General features: G+C 63.5%; 18 protein-coding genes. 5 read left to right on the top strand and 13 right to left on the bottom strand.

Annotated elements, in window-relative coordinates:
* Positions 1–7: 7 nt before the first annotated feature.
* The 8 genes from JJ896_08260 to JJ896_08225 all read right to left on the bottom strand — a co-directional run bounded on the left by JJ896_08260 (position 8) and on the right by JJ896_08225 (position 16600).
* Complete coding sequence (locus JJ896_08260; GenBank protein MBO6779635.1) at positions 8–2146, bottom strand: CRTAC1 family protein; 2139 nt, start codon at positions 2144–2146, stop codon at positions 8–10.
* Positions 2143–5205, bottom strand: coding sequence for a VCBS repeat-containing protein (locus tag JJ896_08255; GenBank protein ID MBO6779634.1), 3063 nt, complete (start codon positions 5203–5205; stop codon positions 2143–2145). The genes JJ896_08260 and JJ896_08255 overlap by 4 nt, the downstream gene beginning before the upstream one ends.
* Complete coding sequence (locus tag JJ896_08250) at positions 5202–8552, bottom strand: VCBS repeat-containing protein (GenBank protein MBO6779633.1); 3351 nt, start codon at positions 8550–8552, stop codon at positions 5202–5204. The genes JJ896_08255 and JJ896_08250 overlap by 4 nt, the downstream gene beginning before the upstream one ends.
* Before the next feature lie 13 nt (positions 8553–8565).
* Positions 8566–9798, bottom strand: coding sequence for a hypothetical protein (locus JJ896_08245; GenBank protein ID MBO6779632.1), 1233 nt, complete (start codon positions 9796–9798; stop codon positions 8566–8568).
* Entirely contained in the window at positions 9795–10286 is a 492-nt protein-coding gene (locus tag JJ896_08240) for a hypothetical protein (protein MBO6779631.1), read from the bottom strand. The genes JJ896_08245 and JJ896_08240 overlap by 4 nt, the downstream gene beginning before the upstream one ends.
* An 87-nt stretch (positions 10287–10373) precedes the next feature.
* Complete coding sequence (locus JJ896_08235; GenBank protein ID MBO6779630.1) at positions 10374–12005, bottom strand: hypothetical protein; 1632 nt, start codon at positions 12003–12005, stop codon at positions 10374–10376.
* Between the two features lie 87 nt (positions 12006–12092).
* Positions 12093–15314 (bottom strand): SusC/RagA family TonB-linked outer membrane protein, encoded by a 3222-nt coding sequence (locus JJ896_08230; GenBank protein ID MBO6779629.1) that lies wholly within the window; start codon positions 15312–15314, stop codon positions 12093–12095.
* 449 nt (positions 15315–15763) lie between these two features.
* Entirely contained in the window at positions 15764–16600 is an 837-nt protein-coding gene (locus JJ896_08225; GenBank protein MBO6779628.1) for a prohibitin family protein, read from the bottom strand.
* A 150-nt stretch (positions 16601–16750) separates the two neighbouring features.
* Here JJ896_08225 and murB point away from each other — a divergent pair, with 150 nt between their 5' ends.
* From murB to JJ896_08200, 5 genes are read left to right on the top strand one after another with little or no spacing between them, the layout of a single operon-like run.
* On the top strand, positions 16751–17689 hold the full coding sequence (murB, locus tag JJ896_08220) for a UDP-N-acetylmuramate dehydrogenase (protein MBO6779627.1): 939 nt from the start codon (positions 16751–16753) through the stop codon (positions 17687–17689).
* 13 nt (positions 17690–17702) lie between these two features.
* Complete coding sequence (locus JJ896_08215) at positions 17703–18377, top strand: heme exporter protein CcmB (protein MBO6779626.1); 675 nt, start codon at positions 17703–17705, stop codon at positions 18375–18377.
* 43 nt (positions 18378–18420) lie between these two features.
* Positions 18421–19122, top strand: a complete 702-nt coding sequence (ccsA, locus tag JJ896_08210; protein ID MBO6779625.1) for a cytochrome c biogenesis protein CcsA — start codon at positions 18421–18423, stop codon at positions 19120–19122.
* Between the two features lies 1 nt (position 19123).
* The gene (locus JJ896_08205; protein MBO6779624.1) at positions 19124–19396 is read left to right on the top strand and encodes a CcmD family protein; all 273 of its coding nucleotides are present in this window, start codon (positions 19124–19126) and stop codon (positions 19394–19396) included.
* A gap of 3 nt (positions 19397–19399) precedes the next feature.
* Positions 19400–19810, top strand: coding sequence for a cytochrome c maturation protein CcmE (locus JJ896_08200; GenBank protein MBO6779623.1), 411 nt, complete (start codon positions 19400–19402; stop codon positions 19808–19810).
* A gap of 3 nt (positions 19811–19813) precedes the next feature.
* Here JJ896_08200 and JJ896_08195 read toward each other — a convergent pair whose 3' ends face one another.
* The 5 genes from JJ896_08195 to JJ896_08175 all read right to left on the bottom strand — a co-directional run bounded on the left by JJ896_08195 (position 19814) and on the right by JJ896_08175 (position 25265).
* On the bottom strand, positions 19814–20392 hold the full coding sequence (locus tag JJ896_08195; GenBank protein MBO6779622.1) for a hypothetical protein: 579 nt from the start codon (positions 20390–20392) through the stop codon (positions 19814–19816).
* On the bottom strand, positions 20389–21831 hold the full coding sequence (gene mgtE, locus JJ896_08190) for a magnesium transporter (GenBank protein ID MBO6779621.1): 1443 nt from the start codon (positions 21829–21831) through the stop codon (positions 20389–20391). Before mgtE ends, JJ896_08195 begins: the two co-directional genes overlap by 4 nt.
* A 396-nt stretch (positions 21832–22227) precedes the next feature.
* Positions 22228–22977, bottom strand: a complete 750-nt coding sequence (gene rsmA, locus JJ896_08185; protein ID MBO6779620.1) for a ribosomal RNA small subunit methyltransferase A — start codon at positions 22975–22977, stop codon at positions 22228–22230.
* Positions 22977–24080 carry a VWA domain-containing protein gene (locus JJ896_08180; protein MBO6779619.1) on the bottom strand — a complete coding sequence of 368 codons (1104 nt, stop codon included), beginning with the start codon at positions 24078–24080 and terminating at the stop codon, positions 22977–22979. The genes rsmA and JJ896_08180 overlap by 1 nt, the downstream gene beginning before the upstream one ends.
* Before the next feature lie 3 nt (positions 24081–24083).
* Entirely contained in the window at positions 24084–25265 is a 1182-nt protein-coding gene (locus JJ896_08175) for a tetratricopeptide repeat protein (GenBank protein ID MBO6779618.1), read from the bottom strand.
* Between the last annotated feature and the right edge of the window lie 3 nt (positions 25266–25268).

The following is a 25268-nucleotide window of genomic DNA, read 5'->3' as shown; positions in this document are numbered from 1 at the left end:
CCGCGCCTCAATGCGCATGATCGGGGGGCTGATCCGACAGCCGGAATCCGGGCAGGTTGAGGGGTGTCGGTGCCTCGGCGCCCTCCGACAGGGCATAGTGGGCGCGTACCGGCAGATCCGTGAACACGTCCGTTCGGCCAGACGGCCAGGTGACCTCCAGGGTATCGATGCGCGTAGCCCCGTTCAGCCCGAGGTAGACGCGAAACGACTGGGCGCCAAAGCTGCCACCCGACCCGACCAGCCGGTGGAGGCTTCGGCCTCCGGCCACTGCGCGCACGCGTGCTCCCACGGCAGACCGATTGCTGGTCGTGCCCTCCAGACGCAGCGTCGCCCACGACTGCACGTCCAGCGGGTTTTCAAACAGCACGTTCCGGAAGACGTCCCCTTCGAATGCGCCTCCCATTACGGCATAGACGTCCTGATCGCCGTCGTGGTCCAGGTCCCCGAACGCCACGCCATGCCCCTTCTGCAGATGGCCGAAACCGCCGGCTTCGGTCACCTCCCGGAAGCCGTCCGGGCCTCCGATGAACATGCGGTTCGGCATCAACGCGCGAAAGTCTGGATCCCCGGTGCCCAGGTAGAGATCCAGCCAGCCGTCGCCATTCAGGTCGCCGAAGTTGGCACCCATAGTGTACAGCACGCGATCCAGACGCCGCTCCGCTGTCACGTCCTCGAAGGTGCCGTCTCCCCGATTACGGAACAGCCGCGGCGGCTCAGCCCGGTGCGGCAGGTCCAGGTATTCTGCGGCCACATCGCCCGCCATGGCGCGCCAGCCGGAGACGAAAAGGTCCAGGTGGCCGTCATTGTTCTCGTCCCAGAACCAAGTCGGGAAGGAATCCTCGGGCTCTGTGACGCCTGCCTCTCGGGCGGACTCCACGAACCCCTCCGGCCGATTCATCCAGAGCTGGTTGGCTCCGTACAGGTTGGAGACGTACAGGTCCGGACGCCCGTCATTGTCCACGTCTCCCCACACCGCGCCCTTGACGTACCCGATGGCTCGCAGGCCAGTGGATTCGCTGACGTCCTCAAACGTGCCGTCGCCACGGTTGCGGAACAGCTGGCTTGGAATGAACCCTGCCTCGGGGTTGGTTTCATGCCCGACGAAGACATCCAGCCAGCCGTCGTTGTCGTAGTCGGACCAGGCGGCAGAGTGGCTGGGAAACTCACCGCCCAGTCCGGCTGCCAGGGTGACATCCACAAACCGGCCATTCCCTTCGTTTCGCAGCAGGGAGTTCGGCCACCCGTGGTAGAGCCAGGCTCCACGCAGGACCAGCACGTCCGCGTCGCCGTCGTTGTCGTAGTCGGCATGCACCAGATTGAGGCCGCCGGTGATGCCGTCCAGGCCGGTGTCTGCCTCCTGGAAACCACCCTGCCCATCGTTCAGAAAGAGCCGTAGCGGGTCGCGAAGTCCCCAGCTCGACGCCATAATGTCCAGCAGGCCGTCCTCATCGAAGTCCTCCATGACCACGCCGCCCGAAAGGCCTTCCACGTCCGTGCCTGTGGGGCCTGCGCGGTCCAGGAAGCGCGGCATCGAGGCTTCGGATGCGGGTGTCGGCAGCCTCTGTGCAGGCGGCACGCCGTCCGGCCATGCTCCCAGCGTCATGTACGCGACGTTGAGCAGCCAGCGACTGTTCAGGTCATCGGGATCCTGCGCGAGGATCTCCTCATAGCGCTCAATCGCGTTCTGCGAGCCGCGCGGATAGCGGTGCACGCCATTCTCCACGATCGGCCAGATGCATCGATCGGCGCTTGGATCGTCGATACAGTTTTCCTGCTCGCCAAGGCGCATGTAGGAGATCGCGAGCAGATCCAGCAGGGCCAGTTTCTGCGCAGGGGGAAACCGCTCCGACTGCTCCAGGGCGGCCTCGAAACCGGCGATGGCCCCTTCGTTGTCTCCCGCGCGCAGTCGCTCCTGGGCCAGGTTGATCTCCCAGAAGAGCCGTTGCTCAGGCGATGGCGGCGGGCCGTTTTCGATCAGGCGTGCCACGCGCGCACTGTTGGCGTGCGCGTTGATGATGGGATTGGCCTCGGTGGAATCGGCGAGTGCGGCCAGGCGCGCGGCCATGGCGGCGGTGCCGTCCATGTCGGTCGGCTGGGGCGGGGCGCCGCAGGCCGCCAGGAGCGCTATCACCGGAAGCCACCTCACCACTGGATCCACACTACCGGGCCGGCATTCAGGCCGATCACCACGCCCTCCCGCCAGCGCGCGATGCCCCGCTGATCCCCGAAGACGCCGAGATGCTTCAGGCTTCCAGGCGTGAGCCGCAATCCACGTCCCGCATCATGCCGGGTTCTGCTTTCCGGAAACACCGGGAAGAAATTCTGGGCGATGTACAGCGAGTCTCCCTGCACGCCGAATGCGTTGGCAGGCGCCCACTGAACCTCAAAGGGCAGGCTCTGGGCCTCAAACCCGCGGTCCGTCTGGATGAAGACGGTACTCGCGAGCGTATTGGCTTCGAGGTACTGGAGATCCTCCCCGAACAGGTCCTCCACGCTGGAGCCGGCATAGGCATGCCACGAACTCACCCGGCGCGCGATACCGGGGAGGGCGTTGCGCAGCGTATTGAAGTCCAGGATCGGGCTCCAATCGCGGATATCGTTCCGGTATTCGGCCTCCAGCACATCGTAGGTGCCGTTGCCATCGAAGTCGCCGTGGTACAGGCGAACCGTTTTGCCGTCCCGGTCCGGCGCGCCCAGACGCGAATTCCAGCCCAGATTTCCGGCGAAGAGGTCCAGGCGCCCGTCGCCGTTGTGGTCGGTCCATGTCACGGTTCGCCACGGGCCGGTTTCCTCCGGGCCGTCGATCTCAGCGAAGGTGCCATCGCGGTTCTCGAAGATGCGGATCCGCCCCCAATCGTTGCTCACCGCCAGATCGGCGTCACCGTCGCCGTCAAAATCGCCGAAGTCGGCCCCCGTGACCATGCCCGCTTCCAGTTCGCCGCCGGGAATGAGCAGGCTCGGCTGGGCGATGGGGTAGCGGCCGGCCTCGGCCCGGGCACCTACGAAGACGATGTTGTCGGTCGTGACCACCGGGCCGGTTAGCACGAAATCCAGCGGTTGACGTGTCGTTTCGAGAAGACGGCCGTCCTCCAGATCAAGGCGGATCAGCGAGCCGGTGGTGCCGGTCTCGTAGCCCGATACGGCCGCGATTATCTGTCCGTCCTGGATCGCGGCGCCGGTCCAGTCGCCGTCGGCTTCCGGGCCCTCGATGCGGGTGCCATCGGCCATCAGCAGTTGTGGGCGCCCGCGTCGACCGGGGGTGATCAGCAGTTCCTCCTGTCCGTCGTTGTCGAGATCTCCCTTGATGAGGAACGGGCCGTTGGAGGCCAGCGTGTGCGGCAGAAGCGGTTGAAGCGTGCGGTCGTCGAAAGGGAGGTCGGTGTGGGTGGCGAGGGTGTCGGTGAAGGGCGGCGGCGGCCGGCCTTCGCGCCGGATTCCCGACTCGTACTCCTGGATTTCGTAGAGGCGATTCGGCTGAACCCGCAAGCTCTGCCGGCCGGCCCCGTGCGCCAGCCTGAGCGAGCTGTCTGCAGGCAGAGAAATCAGGGCTTCATGTCCGGACAGGTAGCCTCCACCGGCAATGATCTCCTTGCCGCCGGCGAAGTAGCCAATACCGAACGGGTTGTCACCTTCCAGCCTGAATCTGACCGCGATTCGCGGCGCCGATGCATCGTTGCGAAACACCCCTGCCGGTTTGTTCAGGCGGTTCACCACGACATCCAGATCACCGTCCCCGTCCAGGTCACCAAGCGCCATGCCGTGGGAGATGTCCGGCTCGTCCGTGAATCCCCAGTCGATGGGCTCGAAGCGCTCGCCATCGATGTTGCGCAAAGACATGTTGGGCAGTTCCAGTCGCGGGTAGTCGAGGATGAGGCTGCGGAACTGCTCCACGGATCGCACGCGCCGGATGGCCTCCCGCTCGCGCATCTGGGCGTCCACATCCTGCACGTCGAAGGAGTGGCCTGTGGTCATCAGCAGATCCTCATGCCCGTCGAGATCCACATCCAGGAACTCGGCGCCCCAGGTCCACTCGGTCGCCTCGACCCCATAGGCCTGCGCCACCTCCGCCATGTGCTGATTTCCTGACGAGACGAACAGGGCATTCTGCATGTACTGAGGCACGGAATGGTGGTCGCCCGGCGGGATGCGCACCGGAGCTGCCGTACCGGCCTGAAAGCGACGCGCCTTCGGGTCCGGGCTCAGCATGTCGGGCACAAATACATCCGGGATGCCGTCCCGGTTGATGTCGGCCGCGGTCACCGCCATGCTGGAATTCGGGGTATGCCCAAGCGTCAGTTCCCCGGCTTGTGATGCCGACACGTAGTCGGGGCTTTCGAAATCGTTGGCCACGTACAGATCCGGCTCCCCGTCACCACTGAAGTCCTGGATACGGACCGTCAGCCCCCAGTCCCGATCCACTTCGACCGGCGGATCGACCTCCGTAAACGTGCCGTCTCCGTTCCCCCGGTAGAACTGATCCTCCTCCCCCAACTCCAACCTCAAAGGCTGTCCGTCCACCTCGTCGATGCGAAAGTGGTCGGCCATCTCCGGGACCACGGAGCCGTCGGGCCCCACCAGATTCTGAAACAGCAGCCGATCCGGAGGAAACGTATCCCGCGCCGCGATGCGCTTGTAGTTCGCCACGTACAGATCCAGAACCCCATCGCCCGTCAGATCCCCGAACGCGGCACCCATGCTGCCCCGTCCAGACTCGACACCGGCGGGCGTGGCCTCAAATCGGCCCGATCCGTCATTGAGGTAGAGCACGTTCGGGCCGGTCAGCACCGTCAGAAACAGATCCAGGTCCCGATCGGCGTCCACGTCCACGAACACGGCGCCCGTAGACCAGTGCGGCGCAGCCGCAAGGCCGGCCTGTTCGGTCACGTCCTCGAAGGTCCAATCGCCCAGATTTCTGTATAGCCTGGGCTTCGACTCCATGGCCGCGAAGAAAATGTCCGCGCGATCATCACCGTCCACGTCTCCGATCGTCACGCCGGAGCCGTTCATGCGATTCCGGTTCTGCACGATGGCCGCGTCGGAGAGCACGTTCATGAAGTCGACGCCTCCCACCTCCGTGAAACCGGCGCCCTTGCCCTTCACGGCCAGCTGCCGCCAGCGATAGCCGTCTTCCTGCACCCACTCGGTGGGCTGTTGAGGCGTGCCCGTGCAGCCCGCCACCAGCAACGCCAGGAGCAGTACCCTCACCTGTTCAGCCGGAAGAGATAGGCCGGCGCGGAGTTCTGCGTGGCGACGAGCTCGGAGATGCCGTCCGCCTCGAGGTCCACGGCCAGTATCGCGCGGCCGTCGCCGAAAAGTCCCAAGGCATCGCCCGTTGCCTGAAGATTGCCCGCACCGTCCCCTATGAGCACTAGGCCGTTGCCGCCATCCTGGCGCAGGCCGTCTTCAGGGAGCAGCGGGAAAAAGTTCTGGGAGAGCACCACGTCCGGGTGCGCGTCACCGTTTACATCGAGCACCGCCGCATCGGACGCCGGGGCGCGCTGGGCCGCTTCGGGCAGCAGGATGGGCTCGAACCGGTCCCCCCGGTTGAGCCACAGGACATGGCCCAGCTGGTTTATGGATGCAAAAGGGGCGTCTCCGGCGGCGGGCCCGAGCACATCGGAAATAGATGCGTTGGCATATTCCGAGGCAGTCTCCATGCGACGCGTGACGTACCGCAGACCCCGGACGAGGTCCATCAGGCGATGGATGGGGGCCCAGGCATCAAGGGATTCCACGTACTCCGTTTCCACCGGGTCCACAGAGCCGTTGCGGTCGAAGTCACCGAAGTACAGGCGACGGCCTCGACCCTCATAGTCCGGGGCACCGATGCGACCGTAGGTGGAATTCCAGCCCCAATTTGTGGTCAGCAGGTCCGGAAGTGCATCGCCGTCCGCGTCCAGCCACGTCGCGCTGCGCCACAGGCCCGTGTGATCGCCCAGGCCCCACGAATCCGTGGCGTCTGAGAATCCGCCGTTGCCGTCGTTCAGATAAAGCAGCACCGGACCCCACTCCGTGGAGATGGCGAGGTCCTGATCGCCATCCCCATCCGCATCGGCGAACGCGGCTCCGGTCACCAGGCCGGCGGGCAGCTCAGGGCCCGGCATAAGTGCATCGCCCTCCCGCATGTAGAAACGGCTGGGTACCGACGACGGGTAGCGATTCGGCAGGAAACGCATGCCGACAAACAGGTCGTCGTCGCCGTCACCGTCCACATCGGCCACTGCAAGCGGCCCCGGTGAGCCGCCACCCAAATTGATGCTTCCCCGGTCCACCAGGCGCTCGCCGTTCAGGGAATACTGGTCCAGGCGTGACGGAAGGTCGGTCTCGTATCCGCTCACTGCTGCGATCAGTCGTCCGGTGGATACGGCGAGTCCTGCCCAGTCTCCCGCCGCGGGCCTGACCACCGACACGTCGGCGGGAACGAGCCCGTCCGCGCGATTCAGGTACACGACCGGTCGGCCGCCCCCTCCGGTGCCGATGACGACCTCGGCACGGCCGTCACCATCAAGGTCTCCGCTCGCTGCATAGGGGCCGTCGTTGCTGAGGCGACGCGTCAACAGGGCCTGGCGGGCTCGATCCTCAAAGTGTGCGTCCTGGTGGTCGGCGAGTTGCTCGGCGCTGAAAAGGGCAGCCGGGCCGGGCGGGGGCGCGGGCTCACTGCTGCCCGACGGCTCGTCCACCTCGTAGAGGCGGTTTGGCTGCACCGGCAACGTGGTACGGGCTCCGGACGGCCAGTGCACGGTCAGCACCATCGTGCCCGAGAGCGCGGCGAAAGTGGCGATGGGCTCGCTGCCGGACAGATACTGGCCCCCGGCGAGAATTTCCTTCTGCTGCATCATGCCCCCGCCTTCCAGCGTGACCCGGGCCCCTATCCCGAACCGATTCCCTCCCCGACCTCGCAGTCGCACGGCGATGCGCGGCGCGTCCGCCTCATTGCGCCAGACCACGGCGGTGTTCTGCAGGCGGTTGCCGACCAGGTCCAGATCTCCGTCGCCGTCAAGGTCACCGAACGCCACGCCGTGCGTCACGTCAGGCTCGAGACCGAAGCCCCACCCTTCCGCCACTTCCGTAAAGTGGGTGCCACCCTCATTGCGGAACGCGACGTTGTTGAGGTCCAGGCGAGGGAATTCGAGAAGCTCCGCCGTCCAGTCGTCTCCCGACCTGCGGCCGGCCATGCTGGTCTGGGTATCCAGGTCCATCGCGTCGTAGCGATGGCCAGTCGAAATGAGCAGGTCCTCCCAGCCGTCCAGATCCACATCCAGGAAGATGGCGGCCCATGACCATTCTGACGCAGCAACGTCAAACGCCCAGGCGGCATCGACATAGTCCTGCACGCCGATTTGCGGCTGTCCCGCGCGCACGGCCGGCTGCGCCAGGAACAGGGAGTTGTGCATTACCTGGGGGCGGACCTGGATCTCGCCCGGCTCGGGAATGATGGGCGGGGGACCGGGCACCTGCCGCAACCTCCGCTCGTGTGTGCGGCTGAGCATCTCTGTGACGAAGAGGTCTATGTCACCGTCCCGGTCCACGTCCGCGCCGTCTATCGCCATAGATGACTGCGGTGTGTGCCTCAAAGACAGCTGCGGCAGTGCCCGGAATGTGCCGTCTCCGCGGTTGATCCAGATGTGGTCGGGGCCCTCGAAATCGTTGCACACGTAGAGGTCGGGATCGCCGTCCAGGTCCAGATCCCGGAACTGCGCCGCCAGGCCCCAATCCTCGGGCAGGTCAGTGCCGGTTGGAAAGGCTGTCGTGGTTGCGTCCCGGAAGCTGCCTCCCTCGTTGACCAGTAGCATGTCCGGCTCGCCGTACTGGTAGCGCATGACCCTACGCTTCTGGACTTCGATGCGGTAGTACTCGTCGAAGGGCGGCAGCATGCGGAACGCATCGCCTTCCCGGACTACGGTCTCCTCAAAGGTAATCTCGTCCGGGTGGTAGAGGTCTTTTACGGTGTGCCGTCGGTAGTTCGTGACATAGACGTCCAGGTCCGTGTCGCCGTCGATGTCGGCAGCCGCAAGGGTGGTACCCCCGCGAGGCCCGGCCAGCTTGCCGGGCCAGGATCCGTCCTCCTGGAATCTCCCGGTGCCGTCGTTGAGCAGCAGCATGCTTGGACCGTCCAGCACGGTGACCACAAGATCCAGGTCGGCGTCGCCGTCGGTGTCGAGGAAAGCGGCCCCGGTGTTTTGCCACGCCTCAAGGGCCAGCCCTGCCGCTTCGGTCGCGTCCTCGAACTGCATGTTGCCCCGATTGCGGTAAAGCCGGGACGACGCTTCGAGGCCTGCAAGGAACACATCCGGCAGGCCGTCTCCATCCACGTCCCCGATGGCGACACCGGCCCCGTTGACGAGATGCCGGTTGCCCAGGAACGCAGAGTCGGACAGTGTGCCAGTGAAGTCTATCCCGGTTCCAGACACGGGAGAGAAGCCCGCCCCTCGTCCCTCAGGCCGGAGCTCGATCCACCTGTGATCGGCGGCCTCGACCCACTCTGCGGGCGGCGGAGGTTCGGCGCAGCCGGCGGCCGTCAGGACCGCGAGGCCGATACAAAGGAGTCGCACCAGGCAGGCGGGTTCAGTTTGCAGGAACGTCCAGCAAACGCCGCATCATGGACTCTGCTCCTGCCGTTGCGACGGCCCGGATCGTATCCCGGTCGGTCTCGTCACCCACCTCGTAGGTCATCGCCGTGGCGTTGAACTGGAGATAAAACCAGCTCTTGGAAGTTGGCGATTCGACATCGCGCGGCGCGTCGTTCACGTGGTAGTCAGGCAGTGCCTCCGCAATATCGGCCAGCCAGAGGTCTACCAATCCCGGCGTGTTTGATACCAGGTGGCGCAGCGTGGTGTAGAACACGTCAACCTGAGTGGAGTGGAAATCCGCGGCGAAGCGCACGGTGCCGTCGCCCACTGTGTCCACGAAGTATTGGGCCACAGCCCGGGTTTCCGGCTGATTGAAGGCGATCCAGTCCCGGTTGAGGTCGACCCCGCCGGCGTTATGGCGCCAGTGCCCATCGTCCACGCCGTCCGGATTCATGAGCGGCACGGCCAGGATGCGGTACCTCGCCCGAAAAGCGCGCGCCAGATCGTCTTCCTGCATGATGCGCTCAATGAAGGTCAGCACGGCGAGGGCACCGGTGACTTCAGGCGGATGTTGGCGCGAAATGAGCAGGACGAACTCATCGGAGTCGTCGGGTCCCATGTCCAGCAGACGAATCGGCGATCCATACGTAGACTCGGCGACCCTTCGCAGCGTTGCGTCGGGGTGCCCGGCAATGAGAGCCGTCCAGTCGTCGTAGAACGTGCTGACAAGCCGTTCCTGGCCGGACACCCAGAGTGTGTCCGGAGATACACGCAGTTTCATAAGGCCGGCACGGCGCTCTCCGGTCGTATCGACCCGAAAAGCCGAGTTATCGATAGCACGCCAGGCCGAGCCATCGCTGCTCACTTTGGGAATGTACCGGTGATCCCCGTCTTCGTACTCCAGCCTCACCCACACATCCCGGTCGGTTTCGGACCAGATCTTGAAGCCAAACCAGGCGCTGTTGTTGATCGGGGCGTTCTCAGGCCGAATCGTTCCGAGCAGCAGGGTATCGTTGACCTGGGTCAACTCGTTCAGGCGTGCCCCTACATAGTCATTTGTGACACCGATGGCGCCCACATTCCACGTGCGCCGGTCCGGGGTCGTTATCGGCTTGGAAACGGTGATCGTCGACCCCGGGGGATCGTACGACAACGGCACAGCACCACGACGGCCGCAGCCCGTGAGGACTGCGGCCGTCATGAAAATCAGCAGGGCATTTCTGCTCATCGCATCGCAGTCTGGTACGTGCGGCGAAGGTACGTGGAAATCTGGCGGAGCGCGTCCTTTCGTTCGTCGGTCGGCTCGATGGAAATCCAGACCTCATTGCCGAACGGCAAGACCTGGGTTTCGGCCACAAAGTTCACGGCCAGGTTCTGCGAGCCCGACGTGGAGCGATTACGCGGCCGGGCCGTGACCGTAATCTTGGTTCGGGCGTGCGTGTAGCCCTGATCCTTCTCATCGGCGAGCGCCGACTCCTGCTTCCAGTCGGTTTCGAATCGCATGTCCTCGGTGTCCATCACCGTGCGGAGCATGTTGTAGCCGTACCGGGACGTCAGGATCTGCACGGTCTCGTTGACCAGCGTCGATCGCGCGGCCGTGCCCAGATTGGCCCTGACCTGGCTCTGCCGAGCGCCGGTGTTTCCGGAACTCGCGCAGCCGGCAAGCACTACCGGAAACGCCATCAGTGCAATCAGAAGAAAAAAACGGGGTCTCATGGTTCTCCGGGTTTGGGGGAAAACGGAAGAGGGCCGGGACGACCAAGCCGCCCGGCCCTCTCCAGAGAAATCAGCAAGTAACCGGGGTTACTTGACGCGTACGTTGCGCTCCTCGATGGCCAGGTAGCGATCCGCCTTGTTCTTAGGCGCAGCGCTCGGGCCGCCTACACCGCCAAAGGTGTAGTTGTCGAGACCAAGCGTCTCAAGCTCGGCGCCCGGTACGGGGTAGTGCAGCGGCGTTCCCTGCACGAGGTCTCCCCAGCCGCGGTCGTTGGCGTATGCCAGCGCACCTGCGGTTGCGAAGGTCTCCATGCGGAACTCGTGCATCAGGTATCCCCAGAGCGTGCCGTTGATGTGGATCTCGGTGTTTCTCCATGATCCGTCACCCGGCGAGCCGGCGGGAGTCGATGCCGTTGCCGGCGGCAGTTCGCCGTTGGCAACACGCGTGTTGTTGATCAGCTGTGCAACCGTAGCGGCGGAACCGCCGGTGCGAAGCAGACCCTCAGCCTTGTACAGGTCCATCTCGGCCTTGGTCATGTGCGTCATGACACCGTTGGCGTTGTTTTCCTGGTACGGCTTGAAGCGGTTGTGCGTGTGCGAGCTGTAGTGGTACGTACCGCGCGAGGACGGGAACGGACCAGGAACGCCCACATAGCGGAAGTAGCTGCCGCTTTCTTCGGGGCCGCCGGCACCCATGATGCGACGGTCCTGCGTGGTCAGACCGGAGTACACGTTCCGGGACGAAGTCGGCGTGGCAAGCCAGGTCGCGTATCCACCGGACTCGTCGGCGGGACCGATCGAGCGGTAGTCAGCGCGCGCCCAGGTGCGATGCTCCTGGCCGTAGAACTTCATGGCGTCCCACTCGCGAATGTCGCCGTTGTCGTCACCGATCGGAGCAAAGTCCTCGGTGATGCCGGCATCCACACGTCGAATGACTTCACCCCAGTCCACTGCGGCGCGCTCTTCCGTGGTGCGAGCATTCGAGGCCATGATGCGTGCCACGAACGAGTTCGAGATACGAACGAGGTCGTTGTTGTCAACCGTCAGACCGAATACCCAGTCCTCGGCGTCCGTGATGGTGAACGCGTTGGAAGAAGCAATGGCAATGGCCTCGTCGATCTTGGCGATCGCTGCGTCACGGACTTCCGTGTACGGAGCGAGCTCCAGCTCGACCTGACCGAGAGCAACTGCCTCCAGGTCGGTGGTCTCATCAACGATGAACGCGCGGTCAAAGCGGGTTGCCAGGTTGCCCAGGCACAGGCCCAGGTTCATCTTGGCGAACGCCTTGATGCGGTTCGTGTCGATGCCCTGCGACTCGTACAGCGCCTCGTTGCCTTCGACGGCAATCAGGGCGTCAGCCGCATTGGAGATACAGCCGTAGGAGCCGAACCACGGGGATTCGGTCATTTCCTCACGGTTGTAGGCCGGGTCGTTGTTCCACGCGATGCGCGGCTCGGAGGACATGTCGCGCATGCCCCAGTTGGCCCAGGAGCTGGAGATCTCGTCAGCAATGGTCGACCACGGCATGGACCGGGAAGACCACTGCATGGAGGCCCAGTAGTCAGTAAACGTATCGGACGCCAGCTTCTCAACGTCCTGCGGGGACGCCAGAGCCTTGGTCCGGTCCGGGTTGTTCGGATTCTCTACAGAGAGATCCTGGCAGGCCGTGAGCCCAAACATGAGCACGACGGCCAGGCCAATAGTGAAACGGAACTTCATGTGTTTCCTCTTAAGCAGTTTGCTTGGTTGCCTTGGTCAAGAGTGACCGGGTAGCCGGGCCGCCGCAGCGGCCCGGCTCCAGGGCAACTAGAACTGGATTTCGACGCGACCCGTGAAGGTCCGGTACTTCGGATACTCGAAGCCGTCGAAGCGGAACAGGGTGGCATCGCTGCCTTCGCCGACGTCCGGATCAAATCCGGAGTAGTCGGTGAACGTCAGCAAGTTGCGCCCGATCAGGTTGACCGAGAGGCCGGCGATCGAGTTGCCAAACCAGCTCTGCAGACGCTGACGCGGCACGCGGTAGCCCACGGAGAGCTCGCGCAGCTTCAGGTACGTGCCGTCTTCGATGTACCAGTCGTTGACTGCGGTAGCATCGTAGAGTGCTTCGTAGTACTGAGCCGGCTTCTTGTCGCCGTCAGCCTTGCCAAGCTGATCCTGGTCCTGGTGACGTCCGTCACGATAGGCCCACTGCTTGGTGAAGTTGTAGATGTCGCCTCCAACCTGAGCGTTCCACAGCATGTACGCCGAGAAGCCCTTGAAGGAGAAGTTGGTCGAGAAGCCGAGGTTGAAGTCCGGCAGCACGTCTCCGATCTGCTGGAAGTTCTGACCTTCGTCGTTGACCTCTTTGATCGGCATGCCGAACAGCATGTCGCCGTCGCCGTCGCCGTCGACATCAACCCGGTTGCCCCAGAGGCCCTTGGCGAAGCCGTCGGTGTAGCTGTTGCCGATGCCTACCGGCACGAGCAGGCCGTCGTCGTTGGTCTGGAAGGCGCTGGCCTGGAAGCCAGTCGGCACACCGCGACCTGTCGTGGCGGCGGAGCCATCCTGCAGCGTCTGCTCGGCCAGCTCGCTGACGTCCGTCAGGAAGTGGATGCCGTACATGGCGCCGATGGTCTCGCCGTTGCGGTAGTAGAACGCGGAGCTCGGGCCCGTCTTGTACGGGTTCGTGTTGAACTCGGTGATCTCCTGGTTCGTGCGGTCATACACGATGCCGATGTCGAGCGACTTGTTGCGGTCGCTGAAGACATTGAAGTCCAGGGAGGCCTCGATCGTGTTGGACTCGATCGTACCGGCGTTCTGCCACTGCGAACCGAAGCCGAAGTAGCCCGGAAGCGGCACGACCAGCAGCTGGTCTTCCACTTTCGCGTTGGCGTACACAAGGCTCGCGCTGATGCGATTCATGATGCCCATCTCCACACCGAACTCCTGCTCGGTCTGCAGCTCAGGCTTCAGGAAGGCGTTACCCAGGGTGCCTTTCGACAGCTGCCCGCTGGACAGCGTGAAGGTCTCGTACTGGGCTTCGAAGCCAGGACGGCCGCCGGCCGTACCCTGCGAGAAGCGCAGCTTGAACTCTTCCATCCAGTCGCCGAACGGGTAGAACGACTCTTCGCTCACGCGCCATGCACCGGACACGCGGTAGTAGGTCTGCCAGCGCTCTTCGGCACCGAACAGGCTGGAACCGTCGCGGCGAATCAGCACGTCTGCGATGTACTTGTCGGCGAAGTCGATGCCACCGGTGGCATACAGGCCGTCGAGGCGAATCGTACGCTCGTTCGAGGAGACGATCTTGTCGCCGTTCACGTTCGAGAAGTCGGCGATGCCTTCGGACGTCAGGGTGTTACCCGTGATCGACTGCGTGATGAAGTCGGTGGACTCGGCCTGGTACTTGAATTGGCCGCGAGCCGTCAACTGGTCAAAGGTCTGCTGCAGCGACACGGTCAGGTCGGCATTGAGCGCCTCGCTGATGGTGTTGGAGCGCAGGATTTGACCGTCGTTGAAGTTGGACGGGTCGATGGACTCGGTGCCGCGGTCTGCGAAGCGGAGGAAGTCCGAATCGCGGCGGTCGTAGCTCACGTTGCCTTCCAGGTTGAGCCAGTCGGTGGGCTCGTAGCGCAGACGGGCGTTACCAAGGATGCGCGAATCGCGATCTTCGGTGTCCACGTTCTCGATGACGTAGAGCGGGTTCTCCTCGACGGACAGCGGGTCTGCCTGTACCAGCAGGTTGCCGTTGTCGTCACGACGGGAGAGGCTAGTCAGCGGGTTGGTAAACATCAGTCCGAAGAACGGATTGAAGCCCGAGGACCGGGGCACGTCACGGGTGGCACCCGCATAGTAGGTCGACGTTGACAGCTGCACGTCGTCGCTGATGCGGTGGTCCAGGTTGACGCGGAAGCTCTTCCGGTTGTATCCGTCCATTCCGGGAAGAATTCCGCCTTCCTGGAAGTTGGTGAACGATGCGTGGAAGTTGGTCTTCGCGCTGTTCTGGCTGACCGAGATGTAGTTCGTGTACGTGTCGCCAGGCGTGAAGAACTCGTCGAAGTTGTTCGTCAGCGCGCCGGAGGCGGAGTACGGATTGTCGTAGAACGACACCGGGGTGTCGGTACCCGACAGACGATCGATCTCAACGCCCGGGCCGTAGCCGCTGGCGAGACACGTGTCGCAGGTGTTCTTGACGCCATCCTGGTTCAGGAAGTTGCCATTGGCATCGATCAGAAGATCGTGGGCCTCGTTGGCTTTGAAGTCGCTGAACTGCAGGTTGTTGGAGCCGAACTCGTTGCGAACCGTCACGCGCGTCTGGTTGAACGCGATGTTTCCGCCACGCTTGGTGGTGATCTGGATTACACCGTTCTGGGCACGAGCACCGTAGAGGGAAGAAGCAGCAGCTCCTTTCACAACTTCGATGGACTCGATATCCAGTGCGTCGATGTCGGCAAGGCCGCCCGTCAGGATCACACCGTCCACGATATACATCGGAGCGGAAGAACCTGTCAGGGAAGTCGTGCCACGCAGGCGAACCGCCACACCGTCACCGGGCTGGCCGGAGGCCTGGGTGATCTGTGCGCCGGCGATTTTGCCCTGGATGGACTGCACGGCGTTTGCGGCCGGTGCGAGCTCAACCTTGGAGGCGTCGAGTTTGTCCACCGTGAACGCCAGCTTCTTGGCCGGGGTAGCGGAGGACACACCGGTCACCACGACCTCGTCGAGACGAAGACGGTCGAACGTCAGGACGAAATCCTGCGTCTGGGTGCCGGAGTTGAGGGTGATGACCCGCGTCTGCGGGGAGAAACCGACGAACTTGGCGCGGAGCGCGACATTTTGGCCGCGTGCCTGCGCCGCAGGTACTTCGAACGTGTACCGTCCGTCAAGGTCGGTTGCCGAGCCGATGACCAGCTCGTCAATGACAACGTTCGCGCCGATAAGCGGCTCGCCGTCACCGTCGGTGACCGTTCCTGTAATAACGGCCTGACCGAATGCGATAGATGGAGCCAGCACGACGACGAAGGCCGCCGCCAGTAGCTTTCTTAGCATGGCGTTTTCCGATGAGTGGATGTTTGCGTCTTTCTGGGCGGGAGCTACCGGCGAACCAGTTGCGGGGGAGGCCCAGTGGATACCAAGTGTGGTCCTGGAGGTGGATGCGCCGAAGCGCCTCCGGGGGTGGGTTATGGGGACACTCGATACCGAATCACAGGAATATAGCGTTTCGGCAAAATCTGTTTCAACAAGTGAAACAATTTTCCAGAGTACCCCCACACACTAAACCAGGTGGTTGCGGCGTTACGCTCCTCCGGGCGTGCACATTTTGGTGATGGTGCAAAAACGAGCCCGCGAACCGTCTCAGGGACGATTCGCGGGCTGAACGGTACCGTCGGTCTACCCGACGGTTGTGCCGATACCGGCAGAGGACGGCGGTTGGGTACGGAAAACTGCCCCGAAGCATCCGGGTGGATTTCCCGGAATCTCCCCAGGGGCCGATCAGGCTATTGATTGCCCAGAATCACCGGGAGTCCATCGCCCCCGCCGCCGACAATCACCGTCTTGGAGTTCTCGGAATTGGCCAGCTGCTGGGTGGCTTCGATCCCCTTGAACCGCAGAAACTGGTTGGACAAACTGGCGGTGATGATGCGCTGGTATTCGGCCTGACCCTGCGCCTCGATGGCCTTGCGCTCCGCTTCCAGCCGCTCTTTCTCAATGGTGAACTGGTAGCGCTCTGCTTCCTGCTCTTCCTTGAGCTTGTTCTCGATGGCCATGCGGATCTGGTCCGGCAACGAAATGTCGCGGATCAGGACCGCGTCCACCTGCACAAACTGCGGTTCGACGGCAGCGGCTACGCGCTGGAAAATCTGCTGCTGAAGCTCCGTGCGACGCGAGGAGTACAGTTCCTCAGGCGTGTATTGGCCCACGATCTCGCGCACCGCGCTACGCAGCTCCGGCTGCACGAGCTTGCGATAGTAGTCCACACCGTACGTAGTGTGCAGCTGCGGCAGATCGTTTACGAGCGGACGCCAGCGAATGGACGCATCCATGCCGATCTCGAGACCATTGGACGACAACGCAGTGATGTCTTCCAGCTGCTCCTGCACACGTGCATCGTAGCGATAGAGGGTCACCCAGGGTGCGTGGATCTGGAGTCCTTCGCCATACTGTTTCTCCAGGTCGGTACCGCCAAAGACACTGTACTTGACGGCGCCCTCACCGGACCGGATGCTGGTTGTCATACAGCCCCCGGCGAGCCCGGCAACGATGACAAAGAGGGCACCAAAGCCCGCCATACGGGCAATGGCGCGCTGCAGGTTGGGATAGGGGTTCTGGGCCATTTCAGGGAGGTCTTGTTGGTTCAATGCCCGTGTACCGCCCGCCGATCGACCGGGTTGCGGACCGCATGAAGGCTTCACCACCCGTGCGGACAAGCGGTGAAGGCGCGCGACGAGCGGGATCGCGTCACGCAAGGGTGCGTTTTGCGGGCGATGGACTCTTATCCCGACCTGATAGCCGCGCTTGGCCCGGACCGCGTGCAGCGGAACGTAACGCTGGCCCCCTTCACGACCTTCAAGATCGGAGGCCCGGCCGACCTCTATTACGAGGCGCGCACTGCGGACGAGCTCGCGAGCGCGCTGCTCGCGGCACGCGAGGCCGGTATCGACTATTTCCTGCTGGGCCTTGGTGCGAACATTCTCGTCGGCGACGGGGGCTTCCGGGGCCTCGTAATCCGAAATGCTGCGACCGGGTACGCGATCGACAAGTTGCACGGGTTCGTCACTGCCGAAAGCGGATGCGTCATGTACCCGGACCTCATCGAACAGGCCGTTGCCGCCGGCCTGAGCGGGCTGGAGCACTACGTGGGCATCCCGTCAACGGTTGGTGGTGCATTGTGGCAGAACCTGCACTTCCTCGCACCGGCCCCGGCCCGCGAGCGAACCATGTTTATCGAGGAGGTGGTGCTGAACGCCGAGATCCTGACCGAGGAAAACACGCGCCGCACGGTGGGGGTGGACTACTTCGAGTTTGGCTATGACACCTCCATCCTGCACTATCGGGACGATGTGGTCCTGCAGGCCACGTTCCGACTCGAGCCCGGCGACGTCGCCCGGATGCGACGCATCATGCGTGAGAACCTGGAATGGCGCGCCGCCCGGCACCCGCCCCTCGATGCGGAGCCCAGTGCCGGCAGCATCTTCAAAAAGATCGAGGGCGTGGGCGCCGGCCGGCTGATCGACGGCTGCGGCATGAAGGGCACGCGGATCGGGGGCGCGGAGATTACCCATCGACATGCCAACATCCTCATTAACCGGGGTGGGGCCACTGCCTCGGACGTGCGCAGTCTGATTGCGCAGATCCAGGAAACCGTGGAGCGCGAAACCGGCTACGCGCTGGAACCCGAGATTTCCTTCATCGGAGAGTTCTGACGATCTTCCGGTCATGCGCTCCTGGCTAACCGGCACCTGGGCTGTTCTCCGCAAAGACATCGAGCTGGAATTCCGCACACGATACGCGGTCAACATGCTCCTGGTGTTTGTGGCCGCTTCCCTGCTTGTAGTGGCACTCGCCGTCGGTCGCGGCACGTTGCGCCCTGAGATGCAGTCCGGGCTGCTCTGGATCGTGGTGTTTTTCTCCGCAGCCGTCGGGCTCGGACGTGGATTTGTGGCTGAAGAGGACGGAGGCACCACACTGGTCCTGCGCATGCATGTGCCCGGCTCCGCGGTCTACGCCGGAAAACTGCTGTTTACCTATCTGCTCCTGCTCGCGGTGGACCTGGTCGCCACGTTCGGATTCGTCATTCTGCTGAACATGGACGTCGCCCAGGGTGTGCTGCTGGGCACGGTGCTCTCGCTCGGCTCCCTCGGGCTCGCCGGCGCTACCACCCTCCTGTCGGCCATCATTGCGCGGGCAGCCAACCGGGGCCCTCTCCTGCCCGTTCTGCTGTTTCCGCTGCTGTTTCCGCTCCTGCTCACTGTGGTAAGCGCGTCTGCCGCCGCGCTGGAGGGTGGGGGCGGCTGGAGCGGCGCCGCGGGCGGCCTGCGCATCATCGTCGCCTTCTCCGGCGTCGTGATCACCGGCGCCGTGCTGCTATTTGAATACATCTGGGAGGACTGAACCTGACGACCCGGTGCCGGTTCAGGCGGCCAACCCCCTCGGTATGTCCAGCCCTATCAACGTTTCCCGCTACCGCCTGATTCGCAACGTGGTGCTTGCGTGGCTCACGGTGGTACTGTTCGCCGGATTCCTGGTGGACATCCCCCGCATCAACATCCTGGAGCACACGGCGCGGAATCTCTATTTCCACGTTTCGATGTGGTTCACGATGATGGCCGCCGTGCTCGTTTCGGCGTACCACTCGGTCGGGTTTCTGCGGTCGGGCGATGCAGTTCGTGACATACGCGCCCTTCAATCGGCCCGGATCGGGTTCATTTTCGGGCTGCTCGGACTCGTCACCGGCATCGCCTGGGCCCGCTACACCTGGTATGTCGGGACCGACATCTGGTGGAATTTTGACCCCCGCCAGACCCTGGCCGCGCTGCAGCTGGTGATCTACGGCGCCTATTTCGTGCTGCGATCGGCGTTTGACGATCCAGAACGTCGCGCGCGCATCGCAGGGGCCTACAACATCTTCGCAGCGCTGCTCACGCCGTTCATGCTGTATGTCATCCCGCGGCAGCTGACCAGCCTGCACCCGGGCGCGGACGGCAACCCGGCGTTCAGCGACATCACCGCGCCCGTCATGCGCATGGTGTTCTATCCGGCTGTGATCGGCTTCATCGGCCTGTTCTGGGTGCTGTATACGCAGCGCGTGCGCCTGGCAGCCGTCAAACTGAAATTGACTGGCGATGGGGAGGACTGACATGACCGAAACTCTGCAGCAGGCCGTAGACAGCCTGCGGGCCGGCGGACAGGAAACCGCCTATGATTCCATCTGGGCAGGAAGCGAAGTTCCGGTTCAGACGGCAACCGGGCTTGAGGCGATCATGCTTTCGAACGATAAACTCTATGTAGTCCTGGCAGTTGTGCTGATCATCTGGATCGGGATCAGCGTGCTGCTGCTCAGAACCGACAAGCGCATCGACCGTCTGGAACGCATGGTCGAAGACCGCATTACCGACGAAGACACCCTCTGACCCATGAAGACCAAGACCATCTTCGGCATCGTATTCCTGGTGGGCTTCACCGGCCTGCTGCTTTCCAGTTTCGGCGAGCAGGTAGGCGGCTACATGGATTTTGAACAGGCGGAAGCAGAAGGTGCAAAGGCCCATGTGGTGGGCATGTGGGTGGACGACGGTGAGCCGTTTACGTACAACCCCTCCACCAACGTCTTCTCGTTCACCATGGCGGACGAGAAAGGGAATGTGCGCCGTGTGCACTACCAGAATCCCAAGCCGGCCAACTTCGAGGACGCCGAGAAAGTGGTAATCGAAGGCTATCCGGACGGCGACGAGTTCATCGCCGAGAATATTCTGGTCAAGTGCCCGAGCAAGTACAATGCGGCGCAGGAGGCGGGTATGACGCATCCTGATGGCGTTCCGACCAGCTAGGCTTCAAGACTCGGTGATGCGTCGGTAGACCTTCTCTCCCCGGCCGCATCCGTGCAGGAAAGGCACGACTGTGATCCGACCCTCCGTCAACCCGGAGCCGCGGTCAAAGGAGTATTCGTAGATCGAGCACCCGCGCCTGCCGGTGACTACCTCGGTCCGGGACCGCTCGTGAGGCACCAGGCCGCTCTCCATACGCACCCCGTCAAGCGCGACCTGGAAGGTCAGGCCCAACTCCTCGCGCTGGACGGTGATATTGACTGCAGTGGAACGGCTGTATCGCAGGGAGTCCTGGATGTTCGACCCGAACTCGAACCCCGATTCCTCCTGCCAGACTACCGCTGTGTACTTGTCTTCGCGGCACTCCAGAGACTGAACCTCCCAGGAACCACTGCCGCGCGTGTAGGAACTTCCTCCCTCGCCTCCTAAGGAGGACTCGACTTCGAACTGCCAGACATCCCCGACCGCCATGGGCACGTGCAGGTCGGTTTCGAGTGGGGCACACACTTCGACGGACGCACCCGCTCCGTCGCAGGCCTGAAGCACGGCAAGGGGCAGCAGTACCGCAACGGCCAGTCGCGTCATAGATAGAGTGCCTCGGCCAGGAGGAAAAACACCAGAATGCCGAGGATATCGTTGCTGGTGGTGATGAAGGGCCCCGTGGCCAGGGCGGGGTCGATGCCGGCGCGGTTCAGGAAGAGCGGAATGGTCGCGCCGATGGTGGTGGCCATCACAATCACGATCACCAGGGCGACGGCTGCCGTCATGGCCAGTTGCATGGGGTCCTCTATGTCCATCACTCCGGACGCAGCGACACCCATGATGACCAAACCCAGGACAACGGCTGAGGCAACGCCGTTCAGCAGCGATACGGTGATCTCCTTTCCGATTCGCGGCATGAGGTCGGCCGCCCAGATGTCCCCTGCGGCGAGTGCCTGCACGGCGATCGCCGAACTCTGAATGCCCGCGTTGCCGGCGGTCGCCATGACGATGGGAATGAATCCGGCCAGAATCGCAGACGCCGCCAGAGCGTCTTCGAATTGCAGAATCACGGCGGCCGCCAGTCCGGCGCCCAGCATGCCGGCCAGCAGCCACGGCAGGCGCCCCCGCACCACCCGCATCACGGAGTCCGTGGCCTCCTCACCGCCGGCCACACCGGACATGCGCTGGATATCTTCCTCGGCCTCCTCACGGATAACGTCCACGATGTCGTCAATCGTGATGCGTCCAACCAGGCAGCCGTTGCCGTCAATCACCGGGAGGGTGACGAGGTCATAGCGCTCCATGAGACGCGCCACCTCCTCCTGGTCCATGTCGGTCTCCACGGACACGGGGTCCGGGTTCATGACCTTCTCGATGCGGGCCTCGGAGGGTGAGAGCAGCATGCGCTTCATGCTTACAAACCCTTGAAGCTTGCCGTCAGGATCGACCGCCCAGACGCCGTAGACCTGCTCAACCTCCTCGGCGTTGCGGCGCACTTCCTCCGTGGCTTCGGCAACGGTCCAGGTCGTAGGCACGGCCACGAACTCGGTGGCCATAAGACCACCGGCGGTCTCCTCGTCGTAGCCCATGAGGGCGCCGATGTCCTCGGAGTCTTCCAGGCGAGGAAGCACGACCTCGGCGATCTCCTCGGGAAGGTCGGACAGCACGTCGGCCGCGTCGTCCGTGTCCATCTCATCCAGCACCGCCGTGAGGCGGCTGGGAGAGACGTCTTCGAGCAGGTCCGCGCGGTAGTCGTCATCCAGTTCGACGATGGCATCACCGGCCAACTCGGTTGGCAGCCATCCCAGCACAGTGCGGGCATCCGGGCGGGACAGGTGCTCCAGCAGGCCGCCGATGTCCGCCGGATGCATGTCCGCCAGGATGTTCATCAGCATCGGCCGGGACCCGGCCTCGATCAATGCCTCGAGATCATCCAGCAGTTCGGGATCCAGCTCCACCGTGGCCGTAGCACGCACGCTTTCCGGTTCGACCGTGGCGGCCGGACGTACGGGATCCTGTGCTGTGGAGTCGCTGGGTTCCATGGCCCGATGAGAAGTGTTGCCGCCTGAGGCCCGCTATGGGGCCGTGGCCGAAGATAGCGGGTCAGGCTCACAAAGTCGTCGGGACGAAGGCGCTGCAGGTCCCGAAATGCAGTGCCCGCAATCCGGGCTTGGAGGCGGATAGAACCTCCTCGGCCGCCAAGTCGCTGCAAAGGTTCAATACGGGGCCGGATAGAACCTCTTGGGCCGCAAACTCGCTGCAAAGGTTCCATACGGGGCCGGATGGAATCTCTCGGGCCGCAAACGCGCTGCAAAGGTTCACAAACGCGGCCGGATGGAACCTAATGGGCCGCACACGCGCTGCAAAAGTTCAATACGGGGGCTTATAGAACCTCTTGGGCCGCAAACGCGCTGCAAAGGTTCAATACGGGGCCGGATTCAACCGGCCAGATAGCGGGTCAGAGTCACGAAATCGTCCGGCGACAGGGCCTCTGCGCGCAGGCCGGCGAACTCCTCAGGCACGACCCGGGAGAGTCCCGACAGGCTGTTCCTCAGCGTTTTCCTGCGCTGGTTGAACGCGGTGCGCACGACGGTGCGGAAGAAGGAAGGATCCACCTCCAGCTCGGGCACATCGAACGAAAAGCGCACCACCGAACTGGTGACATCCGGCTTCGGATGGAAAACGTTGCGCGACACATCGAACAGCAGCTCCGGCCGGGTCAGCTTCTGCAGAATCACACTCAGGATGCCGTACACCTTGTTGCCCGCCTCAGCCACGATGCGCCGGGCCACCTCCTTCTGCATCATCACTACCGCCCATCGCACGGAGCCGCGCGGGGCGTCAAGCAGCGAAAAAAGGATCGGCGTCGTGATGTAGTAGGGCAGGTTGCCAATGACATGCAGGGGCGCGCCCCGCTCCGAGGCCAGCGCAGCCCAGTCCGTCTTGAGCACGTCCTCGTGGCGCACGTGCAACCCGGGCAGCTCCTGCCGCAGCAGGCTCACCGCACGTTCGTCCACTTCGATGGCCGTCATGCACGGATCCGTCCCCATCAGCATCCCGGTCAGAGCCCCCGTACCCGGCCCGATTTCGACGATGGGCCCATCGCCCGGAAGAGCGGCCACGATGCGTCGACAGGTATTGGGATCCCGCAGGAAGTTCTGCCCGAGCCGCTTGACCGGACGCAGCATCAGCGCACGCGTTTGGTACGGTGGCGCACGTAGTCCTCGAACAGATAGCCACCGAGGTCATCCGGGCTGGCGAAGTATGCACGTCCCTTGTTGGACTCGGTCAGGGCGCGCACGAAACGCTGCAAATACGGGTCCTGGGCAATCATGAACGTGGTGATCGTGACGCCTTCGCGGCGGCACATCACGGCCTCATCCAGCACCTTGTTCACGATCTTGCGGTCCAGGCCGAATGCGTTGCGGTACATGCGCCCGTATTCGATGTGGCAGGACGGCTTGCCGTCCGTGATCATCAGGATCTGCTTGTTGCGATTCTTGCGGCGACGCAGGATGTCTCTTGCCCGCTGCAGGCCGGCCCTGGTGTTGGTATAGAACGGTCCAACATTCAGGTAGGGCAGCTCCTTGATGGAGACCTCCCAAGCATCATTGCCGAACGCGACGATGTCCAGGGTGTCCTTGGGATACCTGGTCATGATCAGCTCGGACAGCGCCAGGGCCGTCTTGCGGGCCGGAGTGATGCGGTCCTCCCCGTAAAGCACCATGGAGTGCGACAGGTCGATCATCAGGACCGTCGCCACGCTGGTCAGATGGTCCGTCTCGTAGACCTCCAGGTCGTCCTCGCGCAGCGAAAACTCATCGATGCCGCCCCGGCGGTAGGCGTTCGAAAACGAACTGGTAACGTCGATGTGGCGCAGGTCATCTCCAAAGCGCCATCCCCTGGACTCCGGCAGCCGCTCGCCACCCTTCCCGGCGAATGGGGTTTTGTGCTGACCATCGCGCGCCTTGCGGAGCTGGTTGAACACCTCCTCCATCGACCTGCGGCGTAGAGAACGTTCGGTCCGGGCGGTGATGCGCACTTCGCCGAGTTCATCCTCCTGCAGGAATCCGCGCTTTTTGAGCTCCTCGATGAAGTCCCCGATGCCGGTCTCTCCATCCGTCAGGTTGTACCGGTTGTCGAGCTCGGTGAGCCACTGGAGTGCCTCGGCCGCATCGCCCGCCGTGTACTGAAGCAGCTGCTCGAAGAGGTCGAGCAGTTGTTCGAAGGAGTTCTTCTCCTCTCCGTGCCGGGCGGGGTCGAAGTTGGTAAAGCGGTAGGGAAAGGGCACAGGTCAGGATCCGAATGGCTTCTTAAGGTAGCGCTTGGCCTGATCGTGCGAGTCCCCGACTTCCGGGAGCGACAGCACGGTGCGGTAGGCGGCCAGCGCGGGCTGCCGGCGGCCAAGCCTGTCGAGCGCCATGCCGGCCCTCAGGCGGCCCATGGCCCGGTAGACCGAGTGCTCGTTGCCGGCCGCCAGAGTCTCCAGGTCGTCGAAGGTGGCCACGGCAGCGGGCAGATCCCCGGCGGACATATGGCTGCGGCCCAGGTAATAGAGCACGCTGTGGGCCAGGCCGTCCGTGTAGCCGTGCACACCCTCGGCGTGCAGATCCAGAAACTCCTGATAGATCTCGGAGGCACTGTGGTGCCGTCCGAAGCGAGTCAATACTCGCCCTTCAAGCGTGTGGAAAAAGGCGTTTGCCGGGTGTCTCTGGCGCAACAAGCCGACCATGTCCCGGGATCGCTCAAAGTCGGGCTCATACTGCATGTAGATCTGCAGGAGGAAGTACGCCGCTTCGGTACCGACGAACGTGGCCGTTTGCGCCACGCGGTGCAGTTCGGCCAGTCCCTTCTCCCGATCCCCGTCCGGGAAGAAATACATGACTGGCTTGACCACCGGGTACTCCTCGGGAATGGCCTCCGCGAAGTACCAATAGACACCCATACCGAACTGGAAATCCGGATTGGCGGGATCGCGGTCCGACACGTCGAAGACCAGGTCGAGCGCCTCCTTGCCGTCACGGGCCGCTCGCAGCCATTCATAGCGGTTGGACAGATGCCGACCCCTGAATCCGAGCGCAGCCGCCTTGAAGAAGACCTTGTCCATCTCCAGATGCCTGGGCAGCCGCTCTGCAGCACGCACCGTGCGGTTCATGGCATCGAAGAACTCGTCGTCGCGTGAGTGGTCCTCAACCGAAAGCACCGGCAGGATCTCCCACCAGACCGTGAGACCCTCCAGGTAAGGCCCGATCGGGTGCCTTGGGTGCGCGGCCTTGAGCGAATCGATCGTCGCCCTCGCGGCCGCGGGGTTCATGTCATACAGGTGCTGCAGTGCCCGGCCGCCCTGCGCGAACGTATCGGGATCGTCCAGAATCGAACCATACGGACCGTTCCAGGACTGGGCCGTGGCCGAGCCGGCAAGAAGAAGCAGAATGAGAGACAGATATCGCATGCCCATCGGGCGTACGAATCCCATGCC

This window comes from Rhodothermales bacterium (assembly GCA_017643395.1).
Taxonomy (GTDB): domain Bacteria; phylum Bacteroidota; class Rhodothermia; order Rhodothermales; family UBA10348; genus JABDJZ01.
The sequence above is the reverse complement of the archived record's forward strand: the minus strand, read 5'-3'. Positions and strand labels throughout refer to the sequence as shown.

What these genes read in the sequence shown, in the direction of transcription:
- JJ896_08240 (MBO6779631.1), bottom strand. Translation starts at nt 10,286, where the DNA reads ATGAGACCCCGTTTTTTTCTTCTGATTGCACTGATGGCGTTTCCGGTA.
- murB (MBO6779627.1), top strand. Translation starts at nt 16,751, where the DNA reads ATGGACTCTTATCCCGACCTGATAGCCGCGCTTGGCCCGGACCGCGTG.
- JJ896_08195 (MBO6779622.1), bottom strand. Translation starts at nt 20,392, where the DNA reads ATGACGCGACTGGCCGTTGCGGTACTGCTGCCCCTTGCCGTGCTTCAG.
- JJ896_08225 (MBO6779628.1), bottom strand. Translation starts at nt 16,600, where the DNA reads ATGGCCCAGAACCCCTATCCCAACCTGCAGCGCGCCATTGCCCGTATG.
- JJ896_08200 (MBO6779623.1), top strand. Translation starts at nt 19,400, where the DNA reads ATGAAGACCAAGACCATCTTCGGCATCGTATTCCTGGTGGGCTTCACC.
- ccsA (MBO6779625.1), top strand. Translation starts at nt 18,421, where the DNA reads ATGTCCAGCCCTATCAACGTTTCCCGCTACCGCCTGATTCGCAACGTG.
- JJ896_08245 (MBO6779632.1), bottom strand. Translation starts at nt 9,798, where the DNA reads ATGAGCAGAAATGCCCTGCTGATTTTCATGACGGCCGCAGTCCTCACG.
- JJ896_08230 (MBO6779629.1), bottom strand. Translation starts at nt 15,314, where the DNA reads ATGCTAAGAAAGCTACTGGCGGCGGCCTTCGTCGTCGTGCTGGCTCCA.
- mgtE (MBO6779621.1), bottom strand. Translation starts at nt 21,831, where the DNA reads ATGGAACCCAGCGACTCCACAGCACAGGATCCCGTACGTCCGGCCGCC.
- JJ896_08175 (MBO6779618.1), bottom strand. Translation starts at nt 25,265, where the DNA reads ATGGGATTCGTACGCCCGATGGGCATGCGATATCTGTCTCTCATTCTG.
- JJ896_08215 (MBO6779626.1), top strand. Translation starts at nt 17,703, where the DNA reads ATGCGCTCCTGGCTAACCGGCACCTGGGCTGTTCTCCGCAAAGACATC.
- rsmA (MBO6779620.1), bottom strand. Translation starts at nt 22,977, where the DNA reads ATGCTGCGTCCGGTCAAGCGGCTCGGGCAGAACTTCCTGCGGGATCCC.
- JJ896_08205 (MBO6779624.1), top strand. Translation starts at nt 19,124, where the DNA reads ATGACCGAAACTCTGCAGCAGGCCGTAGACAGCCTGCGGGCCGGCGGA.
- JJ896_08235 (MBO6779630.1), bottom strand. Translation starts at nt 12,005, where the DNA reads ATGAAGTTCCGTTTCACTATTGGCCTGGCCGTCGTGCTCATGTTTGGG.